We start from the raw sequence: 17,314 nt of genomic DNA, 5'->3' as shown, positions 1-17,314 counted from the left end.
TGAGCGCGTGATCGAGACCGCGGTTAAAGGCATGCTGCCTAAACCCACTGGGTCGCGACATGTACCGTAAGCTGAAAGTCTATGCGGGCGCTGCACACCCACATACTGCTCAGCAGCCCCAAGAACTGAAGTTTTAACGGAATAGTACATTATGTCGGCGACTCAAAATTACGGCACTGGCCGTCGCAAGACCGCAACCGCACGCGTTTTCCTGCGTCCGGGTACTGGTAACATCTCCATCAACAACCGTTCGCTGGAAAACTTCTTCGGCCGTGAAACTGCCCGTATGGTAGTTCGCCAGCCGCTGGAGCTGACTGAGACTGTCGAGAAGTTCGACATCTACGTCACCGTGATCGGTGGTGGTGTAAGTGGTCAAGCTGGCGCAATCCGCCACGGCATCACTCGCGCTCTGATGGACTACGACGAAACCCTGCGTGGCGCTCTGCGCAAAGCTGGCTTCGTTACTCGCGACGCCCGTGAAGTTGAACGTAAGAAAGTTGGTCTGCGTAAAGCGCGTAAGCGTCCGCAGTACTCGAAGCGTTAATTCCGCTTCCGCGTTCAAAAAGAACGCCCGCCTCCTCACGGAAGCGGGCGTTTTTTTATGCCTGTGATTTATCAAAGAATTGCGCTGCGACAACTTGCCACTTCCGTAGACCCCCTATACTGCAAGGCTTGAGGGTATGAGCTCTGGGTAATTCCCTTGTCAGAATTGGGGCTTTTCATTACCATCTCGGCAAAATTTTTATAAGTAACATTGATTTATTTAGTAGATGCCTGATTTAACAGGCCACAAAAGCTGATGGGAGAGGACTGAATGAGCAATGACGGCGTGAATGCAGGCCGGCGTCGCTTCTTGGTAGCAGCCACATCCGTGGTGGGTGCTGCAGGAGCGGTGGGGGCTGCGGTCCCGTTCGTGGGGTCATGGTTTCCCAGTGCCAAGGCGAAAGCCGCCGGTGCACCGGTGAAAGTGAATGTCAGCAAAATCGAGCCAGGACAGCAGATGATTGCTGAGTGGCGCGGCCAGCCGGTGTTCATTGTCCGCCGTACTGCGGAAATCCTGGGGAATCTCAAGAAGATCGAGGGCCAGCTCTCCGATCCAACCTCCAAAAACTCCACGCAACCTACCTATGTCGACCCTGAAGTGCGCTCGATCAAGCCGGAAATTCTGCTGCTGATCGGGATCTGCACACACCTGGGTTGCTCACCAACTTTCCGTCCCGAAGTGGCACCTGCGGATCTGGGCAAAGACTGGGTCGGCGGCTATTTCTGCCCTTGCCACGGTTCCCACTACGATCTGGCTGGCCGCGTCTACAAGTCGCAACCTGCGCCTTTGAACCTGCCAGTTCCCCCGCATTCCTATGAGACCGATGACCTGATTGTCATTGGCGTCGATACGGAGAAAGCGTGATGAGCAAGTTCATGGATTGGGTTGATGCGCGCTTTCCTGCGACCAAAATGTGGGAAGACCATCTCAGCAAGTATTACGCTCCAAAAAACTTCAACTTCTTCTACTTCTTTGGCTCCCTGGCGCTGCTGGTGCTGGTGAATCAGATCGTTACCGGTGTCTGGCTGACGATGAGCTACACGCCGTCGGCAGAAGAAGCGTTCGCCTCTGTTGAATACATCATGCGCGACGTCGAGTACGGCTCGATCCTGCGTCTGCTGCACTCGACCGGCGCTTCGGCGTTTTTCATCGTGGTGTATCTGCACATGTTCCGTGGTCTGCTCTACGGTTCGTACCAGAAACCGCGCGAGCTGGTCTGGGTCTTCGGCATGCTGATTTACCTGGCGCTGATGGCCGAAGCCTTCATGGGTTATCTGCTGCCATGGGGCCAGATGTCCTACTGGGGTGCCCAGGTGATCATCTCGCTGTTCGGTGCGATTCCGGTGATCGGAAACGACCTGACCCAGTGGATTCGTGGTGACTACCTGATCTCCGGGATCACCTTGAACCGCTTTTTCGCCTTGCATGTTGTCGCGCTGCCGATCGTGATTCTCGGTCTGGTGGTGCTGCACATTCTGGCGTTGCACGAAGTGGGTTCGAACAACCCCGATGGCGTCGACATCAAGAAGCACAAAGACGAAAACGGCATCCCGCTGGACGGCATTGCCTTCCACCCGTACTACACCGTGAAGGACATTGTCGGTGTCGTGGTATTCCTGTTTATCTTCTGCTTTATTGTGTTTTTCTTCCCGGAAATGGGCGGCTACTTCCTCGAAAAACCCAACTTTGAGCAAGCCAACCCGTTCAAGACTCCAGAGCATATTGCCCCGGTTTGGTACTTCACGCCGTTCTACGCCATCCTGCGCGCGATCCCTGACAAACTCATGGGCGTTATCGCCATGGGGGCGGCGATTGCGGTGCTGTTCGTGCTGCCGTGGCTGGACCGCAGTCCGGTCAAATCGATGCGCTATAAAGGCTGGATGAGCAAAATCTGGCTGCTGGTGTTCTGCATTTCGTTCGTGATCCTCGGCATTCTCGGTGTGCTTGCGCCGACGCCGGAGCGAACCTTGCTGTCGCAGGTCTGCACCTTCCTGTACTTCGCCTACTTCATTCTGATGCCGTTCTACACCAGGCTCGAGAAGACCAAACCGGTTCCGGAAAGGGTGACTGGCTGATGAAAAAGTTATTTTTTGCTCTGATTTTTGCTGCTTTGCCTGTCCTGTCTTTCGCCGCTGAACACGGTGGTCCGGAGCTGGAAAAAGTCGACATCGACGTTTCCGACAAGGCCGCCCTGCAGGATGGCGCACGTACCTTTGCCAACTATTGCATGGGTTGCCACAGTGCCAAGTTCCAGCGTTACGAGCGGGTTGCCGATGATCTGGGCATTCCTCACGAGATGATGCTGGAGAAGCTGGTGTTCACCGGTGCCAAGATTGGTGATCACATGAACATCGGCATGCAGCCGACGGACGCCAAGACCTGGTTTGGCGCAGCGCCGCCGGACCTGACCCTGGTTGCTCGCGTACGTGGCACCGACTGGCTTTACGGTTACCTGCGTTCGTTCTACGAAGATCCGGCACGTCCCTGGGGCGTGAACAACAAGGTCTTCCCGAACGTCGGCATGCCTAACGTGCTGGTCGGCCTGCAAGGTCGTCAGGTCGTGGGTTGCAAACAGGTGCAGATCGTCGAGGACGGCAAGAAGCAATATGATCCGCTGACTGGTACGCCGCTGACCCATGAAGCGTGCGATCAACTGACCATCGTGCCGAAATCCGGTGCTCTGAACGAAGAGCAGTTCGATGAGAAGGTCAAGAATCTGGTAACCTTCCTGGCTTACTCGGCTAACCCGGTTAAGCTGCAACATCAGCGCATCGGTACTTATGTCTTGCTGTACCTGGCGTTCTTCTTTGTGTTCGCCTACCTGCTCAAGCGTGAATACTGGAAAGACGTGCACTGATACGCTTCAAGCATTGCTGTTAATCGCGCGCGCCCAAGGGCGCCTCCGATAACGCAACGTCTGGTCAGCCAGGCGATGCGGGAGGCGCCCTCTGGGCGCGCGCGTTTTTCCGGTTCCGATAATTTCAACAAGCGAGGAGGATCGCCATGGGCGTGACCAATCGGTTGGCCTGTTACTCCGACCCCGCCGACCACTATTCCCACCGAGTGCGCATTGTGCTTGCAGAGAAGGGTGTCAGCGCCGAGATCATTTATGTGGAAGCTGGTCGCCAGCCGCCTAAACTGATTGAGGTGAACCCTTACGGCAGTCTCCCTACGCTGGTCGATCGTGACCTGGCGTTGTGGGAGTCGACCGTGGTGATGGAATATCTGGATGAGCGTTACCCGCATCCGCCGTTGATGCCGGTTTACCCGGTGGCGCGTGCCAACAGCCGTCTGCTGATTCATCGTATTCAGCGCGACTGGTGTGGTCTGGTGGATCTGATTCTGGATCCCAAGTCCAAGGAGGCCGCGCGTGTCGTGGCGCGCAAGGAATTGCGTGAAAGCCTGACGGGCGTGTCGCCATTGTTTGCCGACAAGCCGTTTTTCCTCAGTGAGGAACAAAGTCTGGTGGATTGCTGCCTATTGCCAATACTCTGGCGTTTGCCGATTCTGGGTATTGAACTGCCGCGGCCAGCCAAGCCGCTGCTTGATTATATGGAGCGCTCGTTTGCGCGTGAGGCTTTCCAGGCGAGTCTGTCTGGTGTCGAACGCGATATGCGCTAAGGCTTAAGGAGCCGCTATGAACTCCAGTCGACCTTATCTGGTCCGCGCGCTCTACGAGTGGATTGTTGATAACGATTGCACCCCGCACATGCTGGTCAATTCCGAGTACCCGGCGGTGCAAGTGCCGCAGGGCTTCGCCAGCGACGGGCAGATTGTCCTGAACATCTCGCCGAGTGCCGTGCGTCATCTGCACATGGACAACGACGTGGTGACCTTCGAAGGTCGCTTCGGTGGCGTCCCGCACAGCTTGTACGTGCCGATCAGCGCGATTCTGGGTATCTACGCCCGGGAGAACGGTCAGGGCATGGTGTTTGATCTCGAGTCGCCGATGGATGACGAAGAAGAGATCGAGTCGGATGACGACATGCCGCCGCCGGACAGCGAGCCGCCGCGCCCTAGTGGCCGGCCTAGTTTGAAAGTGGTGAAGTAATAAAAAAGGCGATCCGGATGGATCGCCTTTTTTTATGTGCGCGTTTCGGCTGTCAGTCGATGTACTCGAACAGCTTGACGATTTTCTGTACGCCGGAAACACCCTGAACCAGATTGGTCGCTTGAGTGGCTTCCTGTTTGGTCAGCAGGCCCAGCAGGTAGACGATGCCGTTCTCGGTCACAACCTTGATACGCGAGCCAGGGATGCTGGCGTCGGTGAGCATCTGGGTCTTGATCTTGGAGGTCAGCCAGGTGTCGTTCTGGCGAGCCAGGAAGCCGGACGGCGGTATGACCTGCAGTTCGTTATGAACGGTTTTTACCCGCTGGACGGCGGCTGCCGCTTGCTCGGCCTTGGCTTTCAAGTCTGCGCGAGGGGTTTGACCGGCCAGCAATACAACACCGTTGAAACTGGTGACGACGATGTGCGAATCGTTGTCCAGGGCCGGGTCGGCCTTGGCCACGTTCACACCGACTTTGGTTTCGATCAACGAGTCGTCGATCTTGCTGCCGAAGGTGCGCGTGCCACGGTCGTCGTCGATCGGTGCTTCACGGCTGGCGTTCACCACCGAGGTGCAGCCGCTGATGCCGAGGCACAGGGTCAAGGCCAGAAGGCCAAGGCGATTAGGGGTCATTCTTCACTCCCGAACAGTTGGCTGTCGATCAGATCGCAAAGGCAATGGATCGCCAGCAAGTGGACTTCTTGAATACGTGCAGTGACATTGGCCGGTACGCGAATCTCGACGTCCTCGGGCAGCAGCAGCGACGCCATGCCGCCGCCATCGCGTCCGGTCATAGCTACGACAATCATTTCGCGATCATGTGCGGCCTGGATCGCTTGAATAATGTTCGCCGAGTTACCGCTGGTCGAAATCGCCAGCAGGACATCGCCTGGCTGACCGAGTGCGCGGATCTGTTTGGAGAACACTTCGTTGTAGCTGTAGTCGTTGGCGATCGAGGTGATCGTCGACGTGTCGGTAGTCAGGGCGATAGCCGGCAGGCTCGGGCGCTCGCGCTCGAAGCGGTTGAGCAGCTCCGAAGAGAAGTGCTGGGCGTCGCCGGCCGAGCCGCCGTTGCCGCACGAAAGCATTTTGCCCTCGTTGAGCAGGGCGTTGACCATGATCTGGCTGGCTTGCTCGATGTGCGGTGCAAGTACGTCCATCGCCTGTTGCTTGGTGTCGATACTGGCCTGGAAAAGCTGGCGAATTCGGGATTGCATGTCCATCTGTGTGACCTTAAGTAGCGCGGCTGTCCGGCACATGAATGTGCAGCCCGCAAAGCAAAGAGCAAAATTTGTCGGTGGGATTGTCCGGGTCGCAACGCCGGCGATCAACTGTCGAAAGCATTCTGCAACCAGTTCAGCTGATCCGGATGGCTGTCGATGGCCACCACGTCGAAGCGGCAAGGGGAATTGGCCCAGCGCGACTCGCGCTGAAGAAAATACTGCGCAGCGAAAATCAGTTTCTGCTGCTTGCGCTCATCAATGCTAGCGAGCGCGCCACCCCATTGAGTGTTTTTTCTGTAGCGAACTTCAACGAATACTACTGTATCGCCATCAAGCATGACCAGATCAAGCTCGCCGCGTTTACAAAACCAGTTCTGCGCCAGCAGGCGCAGACCTTGTTGTTGCAGATGCTCGAGCGCCTGGCGCTCGGCATCCTTGCCGCTTTGCGAGCGTGACCTGTCGGGCATCAGCGCGGAGTGTCCGGCAGGCGCTGAACCTGGCCGCTGACAAATTGCGCCCAAGGCAACTGGCGCACAACGCGCTGGGTCTGGGTCATGCCAAGGCTGCCCGATTCACCGTCGATGCGGCTGTCCGGCAGGGCTTTGAGTTGGCCCAGGCGTGGTGCCAGACGATAGGCATCGACACCCATCGCGTACAGGCGGCCGAGGCTGCCGGCGGCTTGTGGCCACTGCGCAACCACTTGCTGACGCAATGGGTCGCTGCTGTCCAGCAGCCATGGGGTTTCGCAGAAGCGAATGCCGTTCATGTCGTTGTACTGGTTGACGTCGCCACTGGCGCTGTAAACGTGCGAGGTCGCGTAAACCGGCACGTCACCGGCGTACTGGAAGTTCAGGGTCGGCTTGATCTGCTGCGCCTGTTGCGGCGTGGCGGCGAGGAAGATGAACTCAATGTCCTGACGACGCGAAGGCTGGGCGGCGACGTTGGTGCCAGCGGCATTTTGCAGGCTCTTGGCGCGGGCTTCGCTCTGACGCAGTTGGAACATGTCAGCGATCTGCTGAGCCAGTTGCACCGGCTGATCAACACGTTCGGTCGCTACGATGCTGCCACCGTTAGCCTGCCAGTCCTGACTGAAGGCACGCAGTACGCGGTCGCCCCATTCGCCTTTCGGCACCATGATCGCAGCGCGGTGCAGGCCATCGGCACGGGCACGGCGCGAGACTTCGCGAGCTTCGTCTTCAGCGGCCAGACCAAACTGGAACAGTTGTGCCGGGCCTTGATCGCCTTCGCTGTAGTTCAGCGCGAGGGTGGTGATCGGCAGTTGCGGACGGGTGCTCAGCTGTTTGACCAGTGGTTTTTCCAGCGGGCCGACAACCAGTTGCACGCCGTCAGCCTGAGCCTTGCGGTAGAACTCGTCCATCGAGGTCAGCTTCGAGCTGTCGTAGAACTCGATCGCTGGCGGTTTTTGTCCGGCCTGTTGAGCCTGGTAGTGCGCAGCCATGAAGCCTTCACGCAGTGCTTTGCCAACAGCGGCCAGCGGGCCGTCCTGCGGCAGCAGCAGGGCGATTTTGCTCAGCGGCTGGCTGGCCAGCTCCTTGAGTTTGGTCAGCGGCAGCGGCAGGTTGATCGCGGCCGGGTGTTTTGGGTTCTGTGCGCGCCAGGTATCGATCGCAGCTTGCTGTTGTTCCAGGGTGCCCGCGGATTTCACCGCCATGGCCAGGCCCATCCAGCCGCCGAGATCGTCGGTGCTGTTCGGTTGCAGCTGATCGGTTGGCAGCGAGCCGATCAGGGTCCAGATCGCTTCGTGGTTTTTGCTCGCGGCGTCGCCTTGCAACATCGGGGCGATGAACACGCGTTCGCGAGCGGCAGCCAGAGTCTGACCATCGGCCTCAAGGGCGCGGGCGTGAACGGTTCCGGTGCGCACTTGCTGCTCTTCAGGCATCTCGCCCAAGTGTTGCAGGCTTGGATGGCTCAGGGCTGTCAGCGCAGCTTTCGGCTGATTGCGCGTCATCGCCAATTCAGCGTTCAAGGTGCTGGCAAAAATCTGCTGACCGGGCTTGAGTTGCTCCATCGGCACTTGTTGCAGGATCTGCGCGGACTGTCCGGCGTTACCCTGACGGTAAGCCAGATCCGCAGCGCTCAGGCGCAGCAGGGCGGCTTTTTCCGGGGTTTTCGCCTGGCTAGCCTGTTCGAGCAGTTGCTCGATGCTGGCATCCGGGGTCCGTGGAAGTTCGCCAAGGCTGGAGGAAGGGGAGCTGGCGCAAGCCGCCAACAGGGCAGCGAGGCAGAGGGCAGTGAACAGCCGCAGGCAAGCGATCATGTAAGTGTTCCTGATACTCGATCAAATTAGCGTCGAATTGTACCCAAGCACTGGCCGGGGCGCGATGTTAGTGGCGTGAAACGGACAATTTAGCTGGAGTAAATGTTGCGGCGGCGCACAACGGCACGCAAAACCGGGTTCGGCTGGAACGCATCGCAAGCCTCGTGACGCGCTACAATGGCCGCTTTTACGATCACGAGGTGTGCGCTTTGACTGCTCCAGGTTCCCTGAATTCCGCTGCTGGCTCGCTTTATGTGGTGGCGACGCCCATCGGCAACCTGGACGACATCAGTGCCCGGGCCCTGAAGATTCTCCGCGAAGTGGCATTGATCGCTGCCGAAGACACCCGTCACTCGGCGCGCCTGATGCAGCACTTTGGCATCGGCACGCCGCTGGCCGCGTGTCACGAACACAATGAAAGAGATGAAGGTAGCCGCTTTATTACCCGCTTGTTGGCGGGCGACAACGTGGCGCTGATCTCCGACGCGGGGACGCCGCTGATTTCCGATCCGGGTTATCACTTGGTGCGTCAGGCTCGCGCAGCCGGAATCAATGTGGTGCCGGTGCCGGGTGCTTGTGCATTGATTGCGGCATTGTCGGCGGCGGGGCTACCGTCTGACCGCTTCATCTTTGAAGGATTCCTGCCGGCCAAATCGGTCGGGCGCAAAGCGCGACTGGAAGCCGTTAAAGAAGAGCCGCGCACGCTAATCTTCTATGAGGCACCGCACCGCATCCTTGAATGCCTGCAGGATATGGAAGCAGTGTTCGGCGGTGAGCGTCAGGCATTGCTCGCCCGTGAAATCACCAAGACTTTCGAGACGCTTAAGGGGTTGCCGCTGTCCGAACTACGCGCGTTCGTCGAGTCCGACAGCAATCAGCAGCGCGGCGAATGTGTAGTGCTGGTCGCCGGCTGGACTGCGCCGGAGTCCGAAGACGCCGTCAGCAGCGAGGCGATGCGTATCCTTGACCTGTTGCTCGAGGAAATGCCGCTAAAGCGTGCCGCCGCGTTGGCAGCGCAGATCACCGGTGAACGTAAAAACGTCCTTTATCAGGTCGCGCTGGATAAACAGAAAGGCGTGTAAGCCGTCGCCCATAGCGGTCTTGAGGCTTTTAGCGCTTGTTCTTCGGGCGCTCTGCCGTTAACCTTCGCGGCGGAGAGTCGATCGGACAGTCGCTGCCCTCTATGAAAATTAGGGGGGGGAGGAAAGTCCGGGCTCCATAGGGCGAAGTGCCAGGTAATGCCTGGGAGGCGTGAGCCTACGGAAAGTGCCACAGAAAATAACCGCCTAAGCGCTTCGGCGCCGGTAAGGGTGAAAAGGTGCGGTAAGAGCGCACCGCGCGTCTGGCAACAGTTCGTGGCTCGGTAAACCCCACTTGGAGCAAGACCAAATAGGGTCCCAAGGCGTGGCCCGCGCTGGGACCGGGTAGGTTGCTAAAGATGTCCAGTGATGGCCATCGTAGACGAATGACTGTTCAAGACAGAACCCGGCTTACAGATCGACTCTCCACCTTTTCTTTCCCTGCTTGAATCATTGGCAACAGGGCTGTGTAATATCAGCAGGCCTGCTCTGAAAGTTCGGCAGCGGCAAATGCAGTAATAGCCATTTCCCACCTTGCTTCAATCAACAGCAGAAGCACTTTTGTAATACCGAAAAAATCTTACTCTTAACAAATTACTTTAACTTTCGAGCGCAGCTGTCAGTGCTGCATCAAGTTATGGGTCGAAAGTCTCCGCCAGATTGTCGTTACGCCTCCTTTTATGCTCCTAAATCTCCGTTCTGTAAGGGTTTTCCTTTAATCCGCGCCTTGACGGTGTGGTGGGCGCATTCCTATAGTGTGCGCAAGTGGCGGAAAGTGGCATGAAGTGGGTTTTTTGAGCTCAAAACGATAAAAATTGGAGAAACGCAGACGTGTTTCGCGGAGCTAATGCTATCAGTCTCGACGCAAAGGGTCGTCTCGCTATGCCGAGCCGGTACCGTGACGAGCTCGATTCGCGCAGTTCTGGCCAATTAATCGTCACCATTGACGCCGTTGATCCGTGTTTGTGTGTTTATCCGCTCGACGAGTGGGAAATTATTGAAACCAAGTTGCGCGCCCTCCCTTCGCTTCGCGAAGAGAACCGTCGCTTGCAGCGTTTATTGATCGGCAACGCCGTCGACCTCGAGCTCGATGGCAGTGGCCGTTTTCTGGTTCCGCCACGTCTGCGCGAATACGCCAAATTGGATAAGCGCGCGATGCTGGTAGGCCAGCTGAACAAGTTCCAATTGTGGGACGAGGATGCATGGAACGCGGTATCTGCCGCTGACCTTGCTGCCATTCAACAACCGGGCGCGATGCCTGATGAACTGCGTGATTTGATCCTGTGACTATTGATAGCGGCTTTAACCACATCACCGTACTGCTTGACGAAGCCGTCGAGGCTCTCGCCGTACGTCCTGATGGCTGCTATCTGGACGGTACGTTCGGGCGCGGCGGCCATAGCCGGTTGATCCTCAGCCAGCTCGGCACGGACGGTCGGCTCATCGGGTTCGACAAAGATCCACAAGCGATTGCCACCGGGCAAACGCTAGCGGCCGAAGACGGCCGCTTTGTCGTTGTGCAGCGCAGCTTTGCCGAGCTGGGTTCGGTGGTTGCCGAGCAAGGTCTGAGCGGCAAGGTCAGCGGCATTCTGCTCGATCTGGGCGTGTCGTCGCCGCAGCTCGACGATGCTGAACGCGGCTTCAGTTTCCTCAACGACGGCCCGCTGGACATGCGCATGGACCCGTCCCGTGGCATCAGCGCTGCCGAATTCGTCAACACCGCGCCGGCTGAAGAAATCGCCCGGGTGTTCAAGGAATACGGCGAAGAACGTTTTTCCGGTCGTATGGCTCGCGCCGTCGCCGAGCGTCGCGATATCAAGCCGTTCGAGCGCACTGCCGACCTGGCCGAAGTATTGAAAGTCGCCAACCCGGCATGGGAAAAGGGCAAGAACCCGGCCACTCGTGCATTTCAGGGTTTGCGCATTCACGTCAACAACGAACTGGGTGATCTGGAAGCCGGCCTCGACGCCGCACTCGACGCTCTGGAAATCGGCGGCCGTCTGGTCGTGATCAGTTTCCATTCGCTGGAAGACCGCATCGTCAAACTGTTCATGCGCAAGCTGGTGAAGGGCGAAGCCGACAACCTGCCGCGCAACCTGCCGGTTCGCCATGTGGCGTTCGAACCGAAAATCAAAGTCCATGGCAAAGCGCAGACGGCCTCCGACGCCGAACTCAAAGCCAACCCACGTTCCCGTAGCGCCGTCATGCGCGTCGCGGAGAAGTTGCGGTGAGCAAGCTTTTCGCCAAGCCACTGCCCGGCGGCAGCTTTCTGATGCTGCTGCTGTTCATCGGCGTGCTCGTCTCGGCCATTGCCGTGTCGTACAGCGCGCACTGGAACCGGCAGTTGCTCAACACCCTTTACAACGAACTCAGCGTGCGCGACAAGGCGCAGGCCGAGTGGGGCCGTCTGATTCTTGAGCAGAGCACCTGGACCGCGCATAGCCGCATCGAAGTGCTGGCCACCGAACAACTGAAAATGCACATCCCCGGCGCGGCTGACGTGAAGATGGTGGCGCCATGATGAAACTCGAAGGCGCACTGTTCCCATGGCGCTTCCGCCTGATGGTGGCGCTGCTCGGCGTGATGGTCGCGGCGATCTGCTGGCGCATCATCGACTTGCAAGTGGTTGACCGTGACTTCCTCAAAGGTCAGGGCGATGCACGCAGTCTGCGTCATATTCCGATTCCTGCTCACCGTGGTCTGATCACCGACCGTAACGGTGAGCCTTTGGCCGTGAGTACCCCGGTGACCACGCTGTGGGCCAACGCCAAGGAAATGCAAACGGCGAAAGAGAAGTGGCCGGCACTCGCCGCTGCGCTGGGACAGGACCCGAAAGCCCTGACCGAACGCCTCGAAGCCCAGGCCAACAAAGAATTCATTTACCTGGTGCGCGGGCTGACCCCCGAGCAAGGCCAGTCAGTGCTCGATCTTAAAGTGCCGGGTGTCTACGGCATCGAAGAATTCCGCCGGTTCTACCCGGCCGGTGAAGTCACCGCGCACATGGTCGGGTTTACCGACATCGATGACCACGGTCGCGAAGGTGTCGAACTCGCTTATGACGAATGGCTCGCCGGGGTGCCGGGCAAACGACAGGTCATCAAGGATCGGCGCGGACGGCTGATCAAGGATGTCCAGGTCACCAAAAACGCCAAGGCCGGCAAGCCCTTGGCGTTGTCCATTGACCTGCGTCTGCAATACCTGGCCAACCGCGAACTGCGTAACGCGATCATCGAGAACGGCGCCAAGGCCGGCAGCCTGGTGATCATGGACGTCAAGACCGGCGAGATTCTGGCCATGGTCAACCAGCCGACCTACAACCCGAACAACCGTCGCAACCTGCAACCGGCGATGATGCGTAACCGCGCGATGATCGACGTGTTCGAACCGGGTTCGACCATGAAAGCCATCTCGATGAGCGCCGCAATCGAGTCCGGTCGCTGGAAGCCGAGCGACACCGTCGAGGTGTATCCTGGCACGCTGCAGATCGGTAAATACACGATCAAGGACGTTTCCAAAAGCGAAGGGCCGGTGCTGGACATGACCGGTATTCTGATCAATTCCAGTAACGTCGGCATGAGTAAGGTCGCGTTCGATATCGGCGGTGAAACCATTTACCGTCTGGCACAGAAAGTTGGCCTGGGTCAGGACACCGGTCTCGGTTTTCCGGGTGAGCGCGTCGGTAATCTCCCCAATTACCGGGATTGGCGTAAAGCCGAAACCGCGACGCTGTCGTACGGCTACGGTATTTCCGTGACCGCGATCCAGCTGGTTCACGCGTTCTCGGCATTGGCCAATAACGGTCGCCTCGCACCGCTGACTCTGATCAAAACCGACAAGCCGCCGCAGACCACGCAAGTGCTGCCGGAAGCCGTCGCGAAAACCATGCAAGGCATGTTGACCCAGGTAATCGAAGCGCCACGCGGTGTGTTCCGTGCGCAGGTGCCGGCCTATCACGTGGCGGGCAAGTCGGGTACCGCACGTAAGACGTCGGTGGGCACCAAGGGCTACGCGGAAAACTCGTATCGCTCGCTGTTCGCCGGTTTTGGCCCGATGAGCGACCCGCGTTACGCCATCGTTGTGGTGATCGACGAACCAAGCAAGGCCGGCTACTTCGGTGGTCTGGTATCGGCGCCGGTGTTTAGCCGCGTGATGTCCGGCACCCTGCGCCTGATGAACGTAACGCCGGACAACCTGCCGACGACGCAACAGGCCAATGCCACCCCGGTCGTACCGCTGAAAGCCAATGGAGGGCGCGGCTGATGTCATTAAGTCTGAACAAGATATTCCCCCACGCCGGCCACGATCTATTGATCCGTGAATTGGCGCTGGACAGCCGCAACGTACGCGCAGGGGATTTGTTCCTCGCTGTGCCTGGCGGCAAATTCGATGGCCGGGCGCACATTGCCGATGCCCTGCAACGTGGCGCCGCTGCGGTTGCTTATGAAGTCGAAGGCGCCACCGTGCTGCCGATCACCGACGTGCCGCTGATTCCGGTCAAAGGCCTGGCAGCGCAGCTGTCGGACATCGCCGGGCGTTTTTACGGCGAGCCGAGTCATCACTTGAATCTTGTGGGTGTCACGGGCACCAACGGCAAGACCAGCGTGACCCAATTGGTTGCGCAGGCACTCGATCTGCTCGGTCAGCATTGCGGCATCGTCGGCACCTTGGGTTCCGGCTTCTATGGCGCACTTGAAAGCGGTTTGCACACCACGCCGAATCCGATTGCCGTGCAAGCAACCCTGGGCGACCTGAAAAAGGCCGGCGCCAAAGCCGTGGCCATGGAAGTGTCGTCCCACGGTCTGGATCAGGGTCGTGTTACTGCCTTGGCGTTCGACGTCGCGGTGATGACCAACCTGTCCCGCGATCACCTGGACTATCACGGCACCATGCAAGCGTACGCCGAGGCGAAGGCCAAGCTGTTCGCCTGGAATGATCTGAAGTGCCGCGTGGTCAACCTCGACGACGATTTCGGCCGGCAACTGGCCGCGGAAAAGCGTGAGTCGCGCCTGATCACTTATAGCCTGCTCGACAGCAGCGCCTATCTGTATTGCCGCGAAGCGCAGTTCGACGACCACGGCGTGCGCGCCACACTGGTGACGCCGCAGGGTGAACATCATCTGCGCAGCACACTGCTTGGCCGTTTCAACCTGAGCAACGTGCTGGCAGCGGTCGGCGCCTTGCTCGGTCTGGATTACGCGCTCGACGAAATTCTCAAGGTACTGCCGAAACTCGAAGGCCCGGCCGGGCGCATGCAGCGTCTTGGCGGTGGCACTCAGCCGTTGGTTGTGGTCGATTACGCACACACCCCGGATGCGCTGGAAAAAGTCCTCACTGCATTGCGCCCGCACGTCAAAGGTCAACTGCTGTGCCTGTTCGGCTGCGGCGGCGACCGTGATCGCGGCAAGCGCCCGCTGATGGCTGAAGTGGTCGAACGTCTGGCCGATCAGGTCGTGGTCACCGACGACAATCCGCGTACTGAAGATCCAGCGGTGATTTTCGAAGACATCCGCGCCGGTTTCACGGCTGTGGATAAAGTCACCTTCGTCGCCGGCCGTGGCCAGGCTATTGCGCAACTGATTGCCGGCGCCTCGGCCGATGACGTGATTGTCCTGGCCGGTAAAGGTCACGAGGACTATCAGGAAATCAACGGCGAGCGCCACGCTTTCTCCGATCTGGTCGAGGCCGATCACGCTCTGACCGCTTGGGAGGTAGCCCATGCTTAAGGCCCTCAAACTCAGCGAACTGACCAACGCGCTCAATGCCCGTTTGATCGCGGCTGATGCCAGCTTCGACGGCGTCAGCATCGACAGCCGCGCGATCCAGCCCGGGCAGCTGTTTATCGCCCTGACTGGCCCGCGTTTCGACGGTCATGACTATTTGAACGACGTCGCCGCCAAAGGCGCGGTGGCTGCGCTGGTCGAGCGTGAAGTCGCCGACAGCACGCTGCCGCAATTGCTGGTCAAAGACACTCGTCAGGCCCTCGGCCAGTTGGGCGCGCTGAACCGTGCTGCCTTCGCTCAGCCAGTCGCCGCGATCACCGGTTCCAGCGGCAAGACCACCGTCAAGGAAATGCTCGCGAGCATCCTGCGCACGCGCGGTCCGGTGCTGGCCACCCGTGGCAATCTGAACAACGACCTCGGCGCGCCGCTGACCCTGCTCGAACTGGCCCCGGAGCACACTTCGGCGGTGATCGAACTGGGCGCCTCGCGTCTGGGCGAAATCGCCTACACCGTTGGCTTGACCAAGCCGCACGTGGCGATCCTGAACAATGCCGGCACTGCTCACGTCGGTGAGTTTGGCGGGCCGGAAAAAATCGTCGAAGCCAAAGGCGAAATCATCGACGGGCTGGCCGCTGATGGCGTCGCCGTACTCAATCTCGATGACAAGGCCTTCGGTATCTGGAAGGCCCGTGCGGGCGCTCGCAAAGTGCTGACCTTCGCCCTGAGCAACACTCAGGCGGATTTCTACGCCAGCGATCTGAGCACCGATGCCCGTGGTTGCCCGGCCTTCAATCTGCACACACCTGAAGGTGTCGAGCGCGTTCAACTGAACCTGCTCGGCACCCACAACGTCGCCAATTCCATGGCCGCCGCCGCTGCCGCTCACGCCTTGGGCGTGTCGCTGTTCGGCATCGCCACCGGGCTTGGCGCCGTACAACCGGTCAAGGGTCGCACCGTCGCGCAACTGGCGAAGAACGGCATGCGCGTGATCGATGACACTTACAACGCAAACCCCACCTCAATGTGCGCGGCCGTTGATATACTCGCCGGCTTTTCCGGCCGCACCGTCCTGGTGCTCGGAGATATCGGCGAGTTGGGCGATTGGGCGGAGCAGGGGCACCGCGACGTGGGCGAGTACGCCCGGGGCAAGGTTTCCGCGCTTTACGCTGTCGGGCCAAACATGGTTCACGCCGTCAACGCATTCGGTGAACAGGCGCATCACTTCGGCACGCAAGCCGAGCTGATCCAGGCCCTCGACGCCGAGCAGGACACAAACACCACCATTTTGATCAAGGGTTCGCGCAGTGCAGCGATGGAAAACATCGTTGCGGCTCTGTGCGGGTCCAGTCTGGAGAAACATTAATGCTGCTGCTGCTAGCGGAGTATCTGCAACAGTTCTACAAAGGCTTCGCGGTCTTTCAGTACCTGACCCTGCGCGGGATTCTCGGTGTGCTGACCGCGCTGGTTTTGTCGCTGTGCTATGGCCCGTGGATGATCCGCACCTTGCAGAACCGTCAGATCGGTCAATCCGTTCGTAACGACGGTCCGCAATCGCACCTGTCCAAGTCGGGCACACCGACCATGGGCGGCGCGCTGATTTTGTCTTCGATTGGTGTCAGCACACTTCTTTGGGCTGACCTGAGCAACCGTTATGTCTGGACTGTTCTGTTGGTGACCCTGTTGTTCGGCGCCATCGGCTGGGTCGACGACTACCGTAAAGTCATCGAGAAGAACTCCCGTGGTCTGCCGAGCCGCTGGAAATATTTCTGGCAATCGGTGTTCGGCCTCGGCGCGGCGATCTTCCTTTATATGACTGCTTCCACGCCGGTGGAAACCACGCTGATTCTGCCGATGCTCAAGGACTACAGCATTCCGCTGGGCCTCGGTTTCATCGTACTGACCTACTTCGTGATCGTCGGTTCGAGCAACGCGGTCAACCTGACTGACGGCCTCGACGGTCTGGCAATCATGCCAACCGTGATGGTCGGCGGCGGTCTGGGCATCTTCTGCTACCTGTCGGGTAACGTGAAATTCGCCGAATACCTGCTGATTCCTTACGTGCCGGGCGCGGGCGAACTGATCGTGTTCTGCGGCGCGCTCATCGGTGCCGGTCTGGGCTTCCTCTGGTTCAACACCTATCCGGCGCAAGTGTTCATGGGCGACGTCGGTGCGTTGGCACTCGGCGCGGCACTGGGCACCATCGCGGTGATCGTCCGTCAGGAAATCGTCCTGTTCATCATGGGCGGCGTGTTCGTGATGGAAACCCTGTCAGTCGTCATTCAGGTTGCGTCCTTTAAGCTGACCGGTCGCCGTGTGTTCCTCATGTCACCGAATCACCACCATATTGAAATAAAGGGCTGGCCAGATCATCGCGAGAATGTCAGTTTATGCATCATAAACGTGATACTCGTGATCATCGGA

General features: G+C 59.0%; 18 protein-coding genes, 1 other RNA gene and 1 pseudogene. 16 read left to right on the top strand and 4 right to left on the bottom strand.

Features of this window, described 5'->3' with window-relative positions; all coding sequences use genetic code 11:
- From ACIF4X_RS26015 to ACIF4X_RS25985, 7 genes and pseudogenes are all read left to right on the top strand, one after another.
- Nucleotides 1–137, top strand: a pseudogene (locus tag ACIF4X_RS26015) (uL13 family ribosomal protein); the annotation flags it as partial.
- 14 nt (nt 138–151) lie between these two features.
- On the top strand, nt 152–544 hold the full coding sequence (rpsI, locus tag ACIF4X_RS26010; protein WP_008080273.1) for a 30S ribosomal protein S9: 393 nt from the start codon (nt 152–154) through the stop codon (nt 542–544).
- Nucleotides 545–814: 270 nt separating this feature from the next.
- The gene (petA, locus tag ACIF4X_RS26005) at nt 815–1,408 is read left to right on the top strand and encodes a ubiquinol-cytochrome c reductase iron-sulfur subunit (protein ID WP_003228055.1); all 594 of its coding nucleotides are present in this window, start codon (nt 815–817) and stop codon (nt 1,406–1,408) included.
- On the top strand, nt 1,408–2,619 hold the full coding sequence (locus ACIF4X_RS26000) for a cytochrome bc complex cytochrome b subunit (RefSeq protein WP_007917029.1): 1,212 nt from the start codon (nt 1,408–1,410) through the stop codon (nt 2,617–2,619). The genes petA and ACIF4X_RS26000 overlap by 1 nt, the downstream gene beginning before the upstream one ends.
- Complete coding sequence (locus ACIF4X_RS25995; RefSeq protein ID WP_397484270.1) at nt 2,619–3,401, top strand: cytochrome c1; 783 nt, start codon at nt 2,619–2,621, stop codon at nt 3,399–3,401. The genes ACIF4X_RS26000 and ACIF4X_RS25995 overlap by 1 nt, the downstream gene beginning before the upstream one ends.
- Before the next feature lie 146 nt (nt 3,402–3,547).
- Nucleotides 3,548–4,165, top strand: coding sequence for a glutathione S-transferase N-terminal domain-containing protein (locus tag ACIF4X_RS25990; RefSeq protein ID WP_007917025.1), 618 nt, complete (start codon nt 3,548–3,550; stop codon nt 4,163–4,165).
- A 16-nt stretch (nt 4,166–4,181) separates the two neighbouring features.
- The gene (locus ACIF4X_RS25985; protein ID WP_397484268.1) at nt 4,182–4,595 is read left to right on the top strand and encodes a ClpXP protease specificity-enhancing factor; all 414 of its coding nucleotides are present in this window, start codon (nt 4,182–4,184) and stop codon (nt 4,593–4,595) included.
- Between the two features lie 52 nt (nt 4,596–4,647).
- Here ACIF4X_RS25985 and ACIF4X_RS25980 read toward each other — a convergent pair whose 3' ends face one another.
- From ACIF4X_RS25980 to ACIF4X_RS25965, 4 genes are all read right to left on the bottom strand, one after another.
- Nucleotides 4,648–5,226 carry a BON domain-containing protein gene (locus tag ACIF4X_RS25980; RefSeq protein ID WP_007917023.1) on the bottom strand — a complete coding sequence of 193 codons (579 nt, stop codon included), beginning with the start codon at nt 5,224–5,226 and terminating at the stop codon, nt 4,648–4,650.
- Nucleotides 5,223–5,816 (bottom strand): phosphoheptose isomerase, encoded by a 594-nt coding sequence (locus ACIF4X_RS25975; protein WP_007917022.1) that lies wholly within the window; start codon nt 5,814–5,816, stop codon nt 5,223–5,225. The genes ACIF4X_RS25980 and ACIF4X_RS25975 overlap by 4 nt, the downstream gene beginning before the upstream one ends.
- 104 nt (nt 5,817–5,920) lie before the next feature.
- Nucleotides 5,921–6,283: a YraN family protein gene (locus tag ACIF4X_RS25970; RefSeq protein WP_127929715.1), complete on the bottom strand. Its 363-nt coding sequence runs from the start codon at nt 6,281–6,283 to the stop codon at nt 5,921–5,923.
- Complete coding sequence (locus ACIF4X_RS25965; RefSeq protein WP_397484267.1) at nt 6,283–8,094, bottom strand: penicillin-binding protein activator; 1,812 nt, start codon at nt 8,092–8,094, stop codon at nt 6,283–6,285. Before ACIF4X_RS25965 ends, ACIF4X_RS25970 begins: the two co-directional genes overlap by 1 nt.
- A 209-nt stretch (nt 8,095–8,303) precedes the next feature.
- Between ACIF4X_RS25965 and rsmI the strand changes: the two genes are divergently transcribed.
- The 9 genes from rsmI to mraY all read left to right on the top strand — a co-directional run.
- On the top strand, nt 8,304–9,176 hold the full coding sequence (rsmI, locus tag ACIF4X_RS25960; protein ID WP_397484266.1) for a 16S rRNA (cytidine(1402)-2'-O)-methyltransferase: 873 nt from the start codon (nt 8,304–8,306) through the stop codon (nt 9,174–9,176).
- 73 nt (nt 9,177–9,249) lie between these two features.
- An RNA gene (gene rnpB / locus ACIF4X_RS25955) (RNase P RNA component class A) lies at nt 9,250–9,603 on the top strand.
- Between the two features lie 401 nt (nt 9,604–10,004).
- Nucleotides 10,005–10,460 (top strand): division/cell wall cluster transcriptional repressor MraZ, encoded by a 456-nt coding sequence (gene mraZ, locus ACIF4X_RS25950; protein WP_007917012.1) that lies wholly within the window; start codon nt 10,005–10,007, stop codon nt 10,458–10,460.
- Complete coding sequence (gene rsmH, locus ACIF4X_RS25945) at nt 10,457–11,404, top strand: 16S rRNA (cytosine(1402)-N(4))-methyltransferase RsmH (protein ID WP_397484265.1); 948 nt, start codon at nt 10,457–10,459, stop codon at nt 11,402–11,404. Before mraZ ends, rsmH begins: the two co-directional genes overlap by 4 nt.
- The gene (gene ftsL / locus ACIF4X_RS25940) at nt 11,401–11,694 is read left to right on the top strand and encodes a cell division protein FtsL (protein ID WP_007917008.1); all 294 of its coding nucleotides are present in this window, start codon (nt 11,401–11,403) and stop codon (nt 11,692–11,694) included. The genes rsmH and ftsL overlap by 4 nt, the downstream gene beginning before the upstream one ends.
- Nucleotides 11,694–13,433 carry a peptidoglycan D,D-transpeptidase FtsI family protein gene (locus ACIF4X_RS25935; RefSeq protein WP_397484271.1) on the top strand — a complete coding sequence of 580 codons (1,740 nt, stop codon included), beginning with the start codon at nt 11,694–11,696 and terminating at the stop codon, nt 13,431–13,433. Before ftsL ends, ACIF4X_RS25935 begins: the two co-directional genes overlap by 1 nt.
- Nucleotides 13,433–14,896 (top strand): UDP-N-acetylmuramoyl-L-alanyl-D-glutamate--2,6-diaminopimelate ligase, encoded by a 1,464-nt coding sequence (locus ACIF4X_RS25930; protein WP_397484264.1) that lies wholly within the window; start codon nt 13,433–13,435, stop codon nt 14,894–14,896. The genes ACIF4X_RS25935 and ACIF4X_RS25930 overlap by 1 nt, the downstream gene beginning before the upstream one ends.
- A complete protein-coding gene (gene murF / locus ACIF4X_RS25925) occupies nt 14,889–16,256 on the top strand; it encodes a UDP-N-acetylmuramoyl-tripeptide--D-alanyl-D-alanine ligase (RefSeq protein ID WP_397484263.1) in 1,368 nt (455 codons plus the stop codon). Before ACIF4X_RS25930 ends, murF begins: the two co-directional genes overlap by 8 nt.
- Nucleotides 16,256–17,314: phospho-N-acetylmuramoyl-pentapeptide-transferase (gene mraY / locus ACIF4X_RS25920; RefSeq protein WP_397484262.1), on the top strand; the 1,059-nt coding region annotated here is incomplete at its 3' end. The genes murF and mraY, both read left to right, overlap by 1 nt.

This window comes from Pseudomonas sp. NPDC085632, from assembly GCF_044541255.1.
Classification (GTDB): Bacteria; Pseudomonadota; Gammaproteobacteria; order Pseudomonadales; family Pseudomonadaceae; genus Aquipseudomonas.
This window is presented reverse-complemented; position numbering and strand designations above follow the sequence as displayed.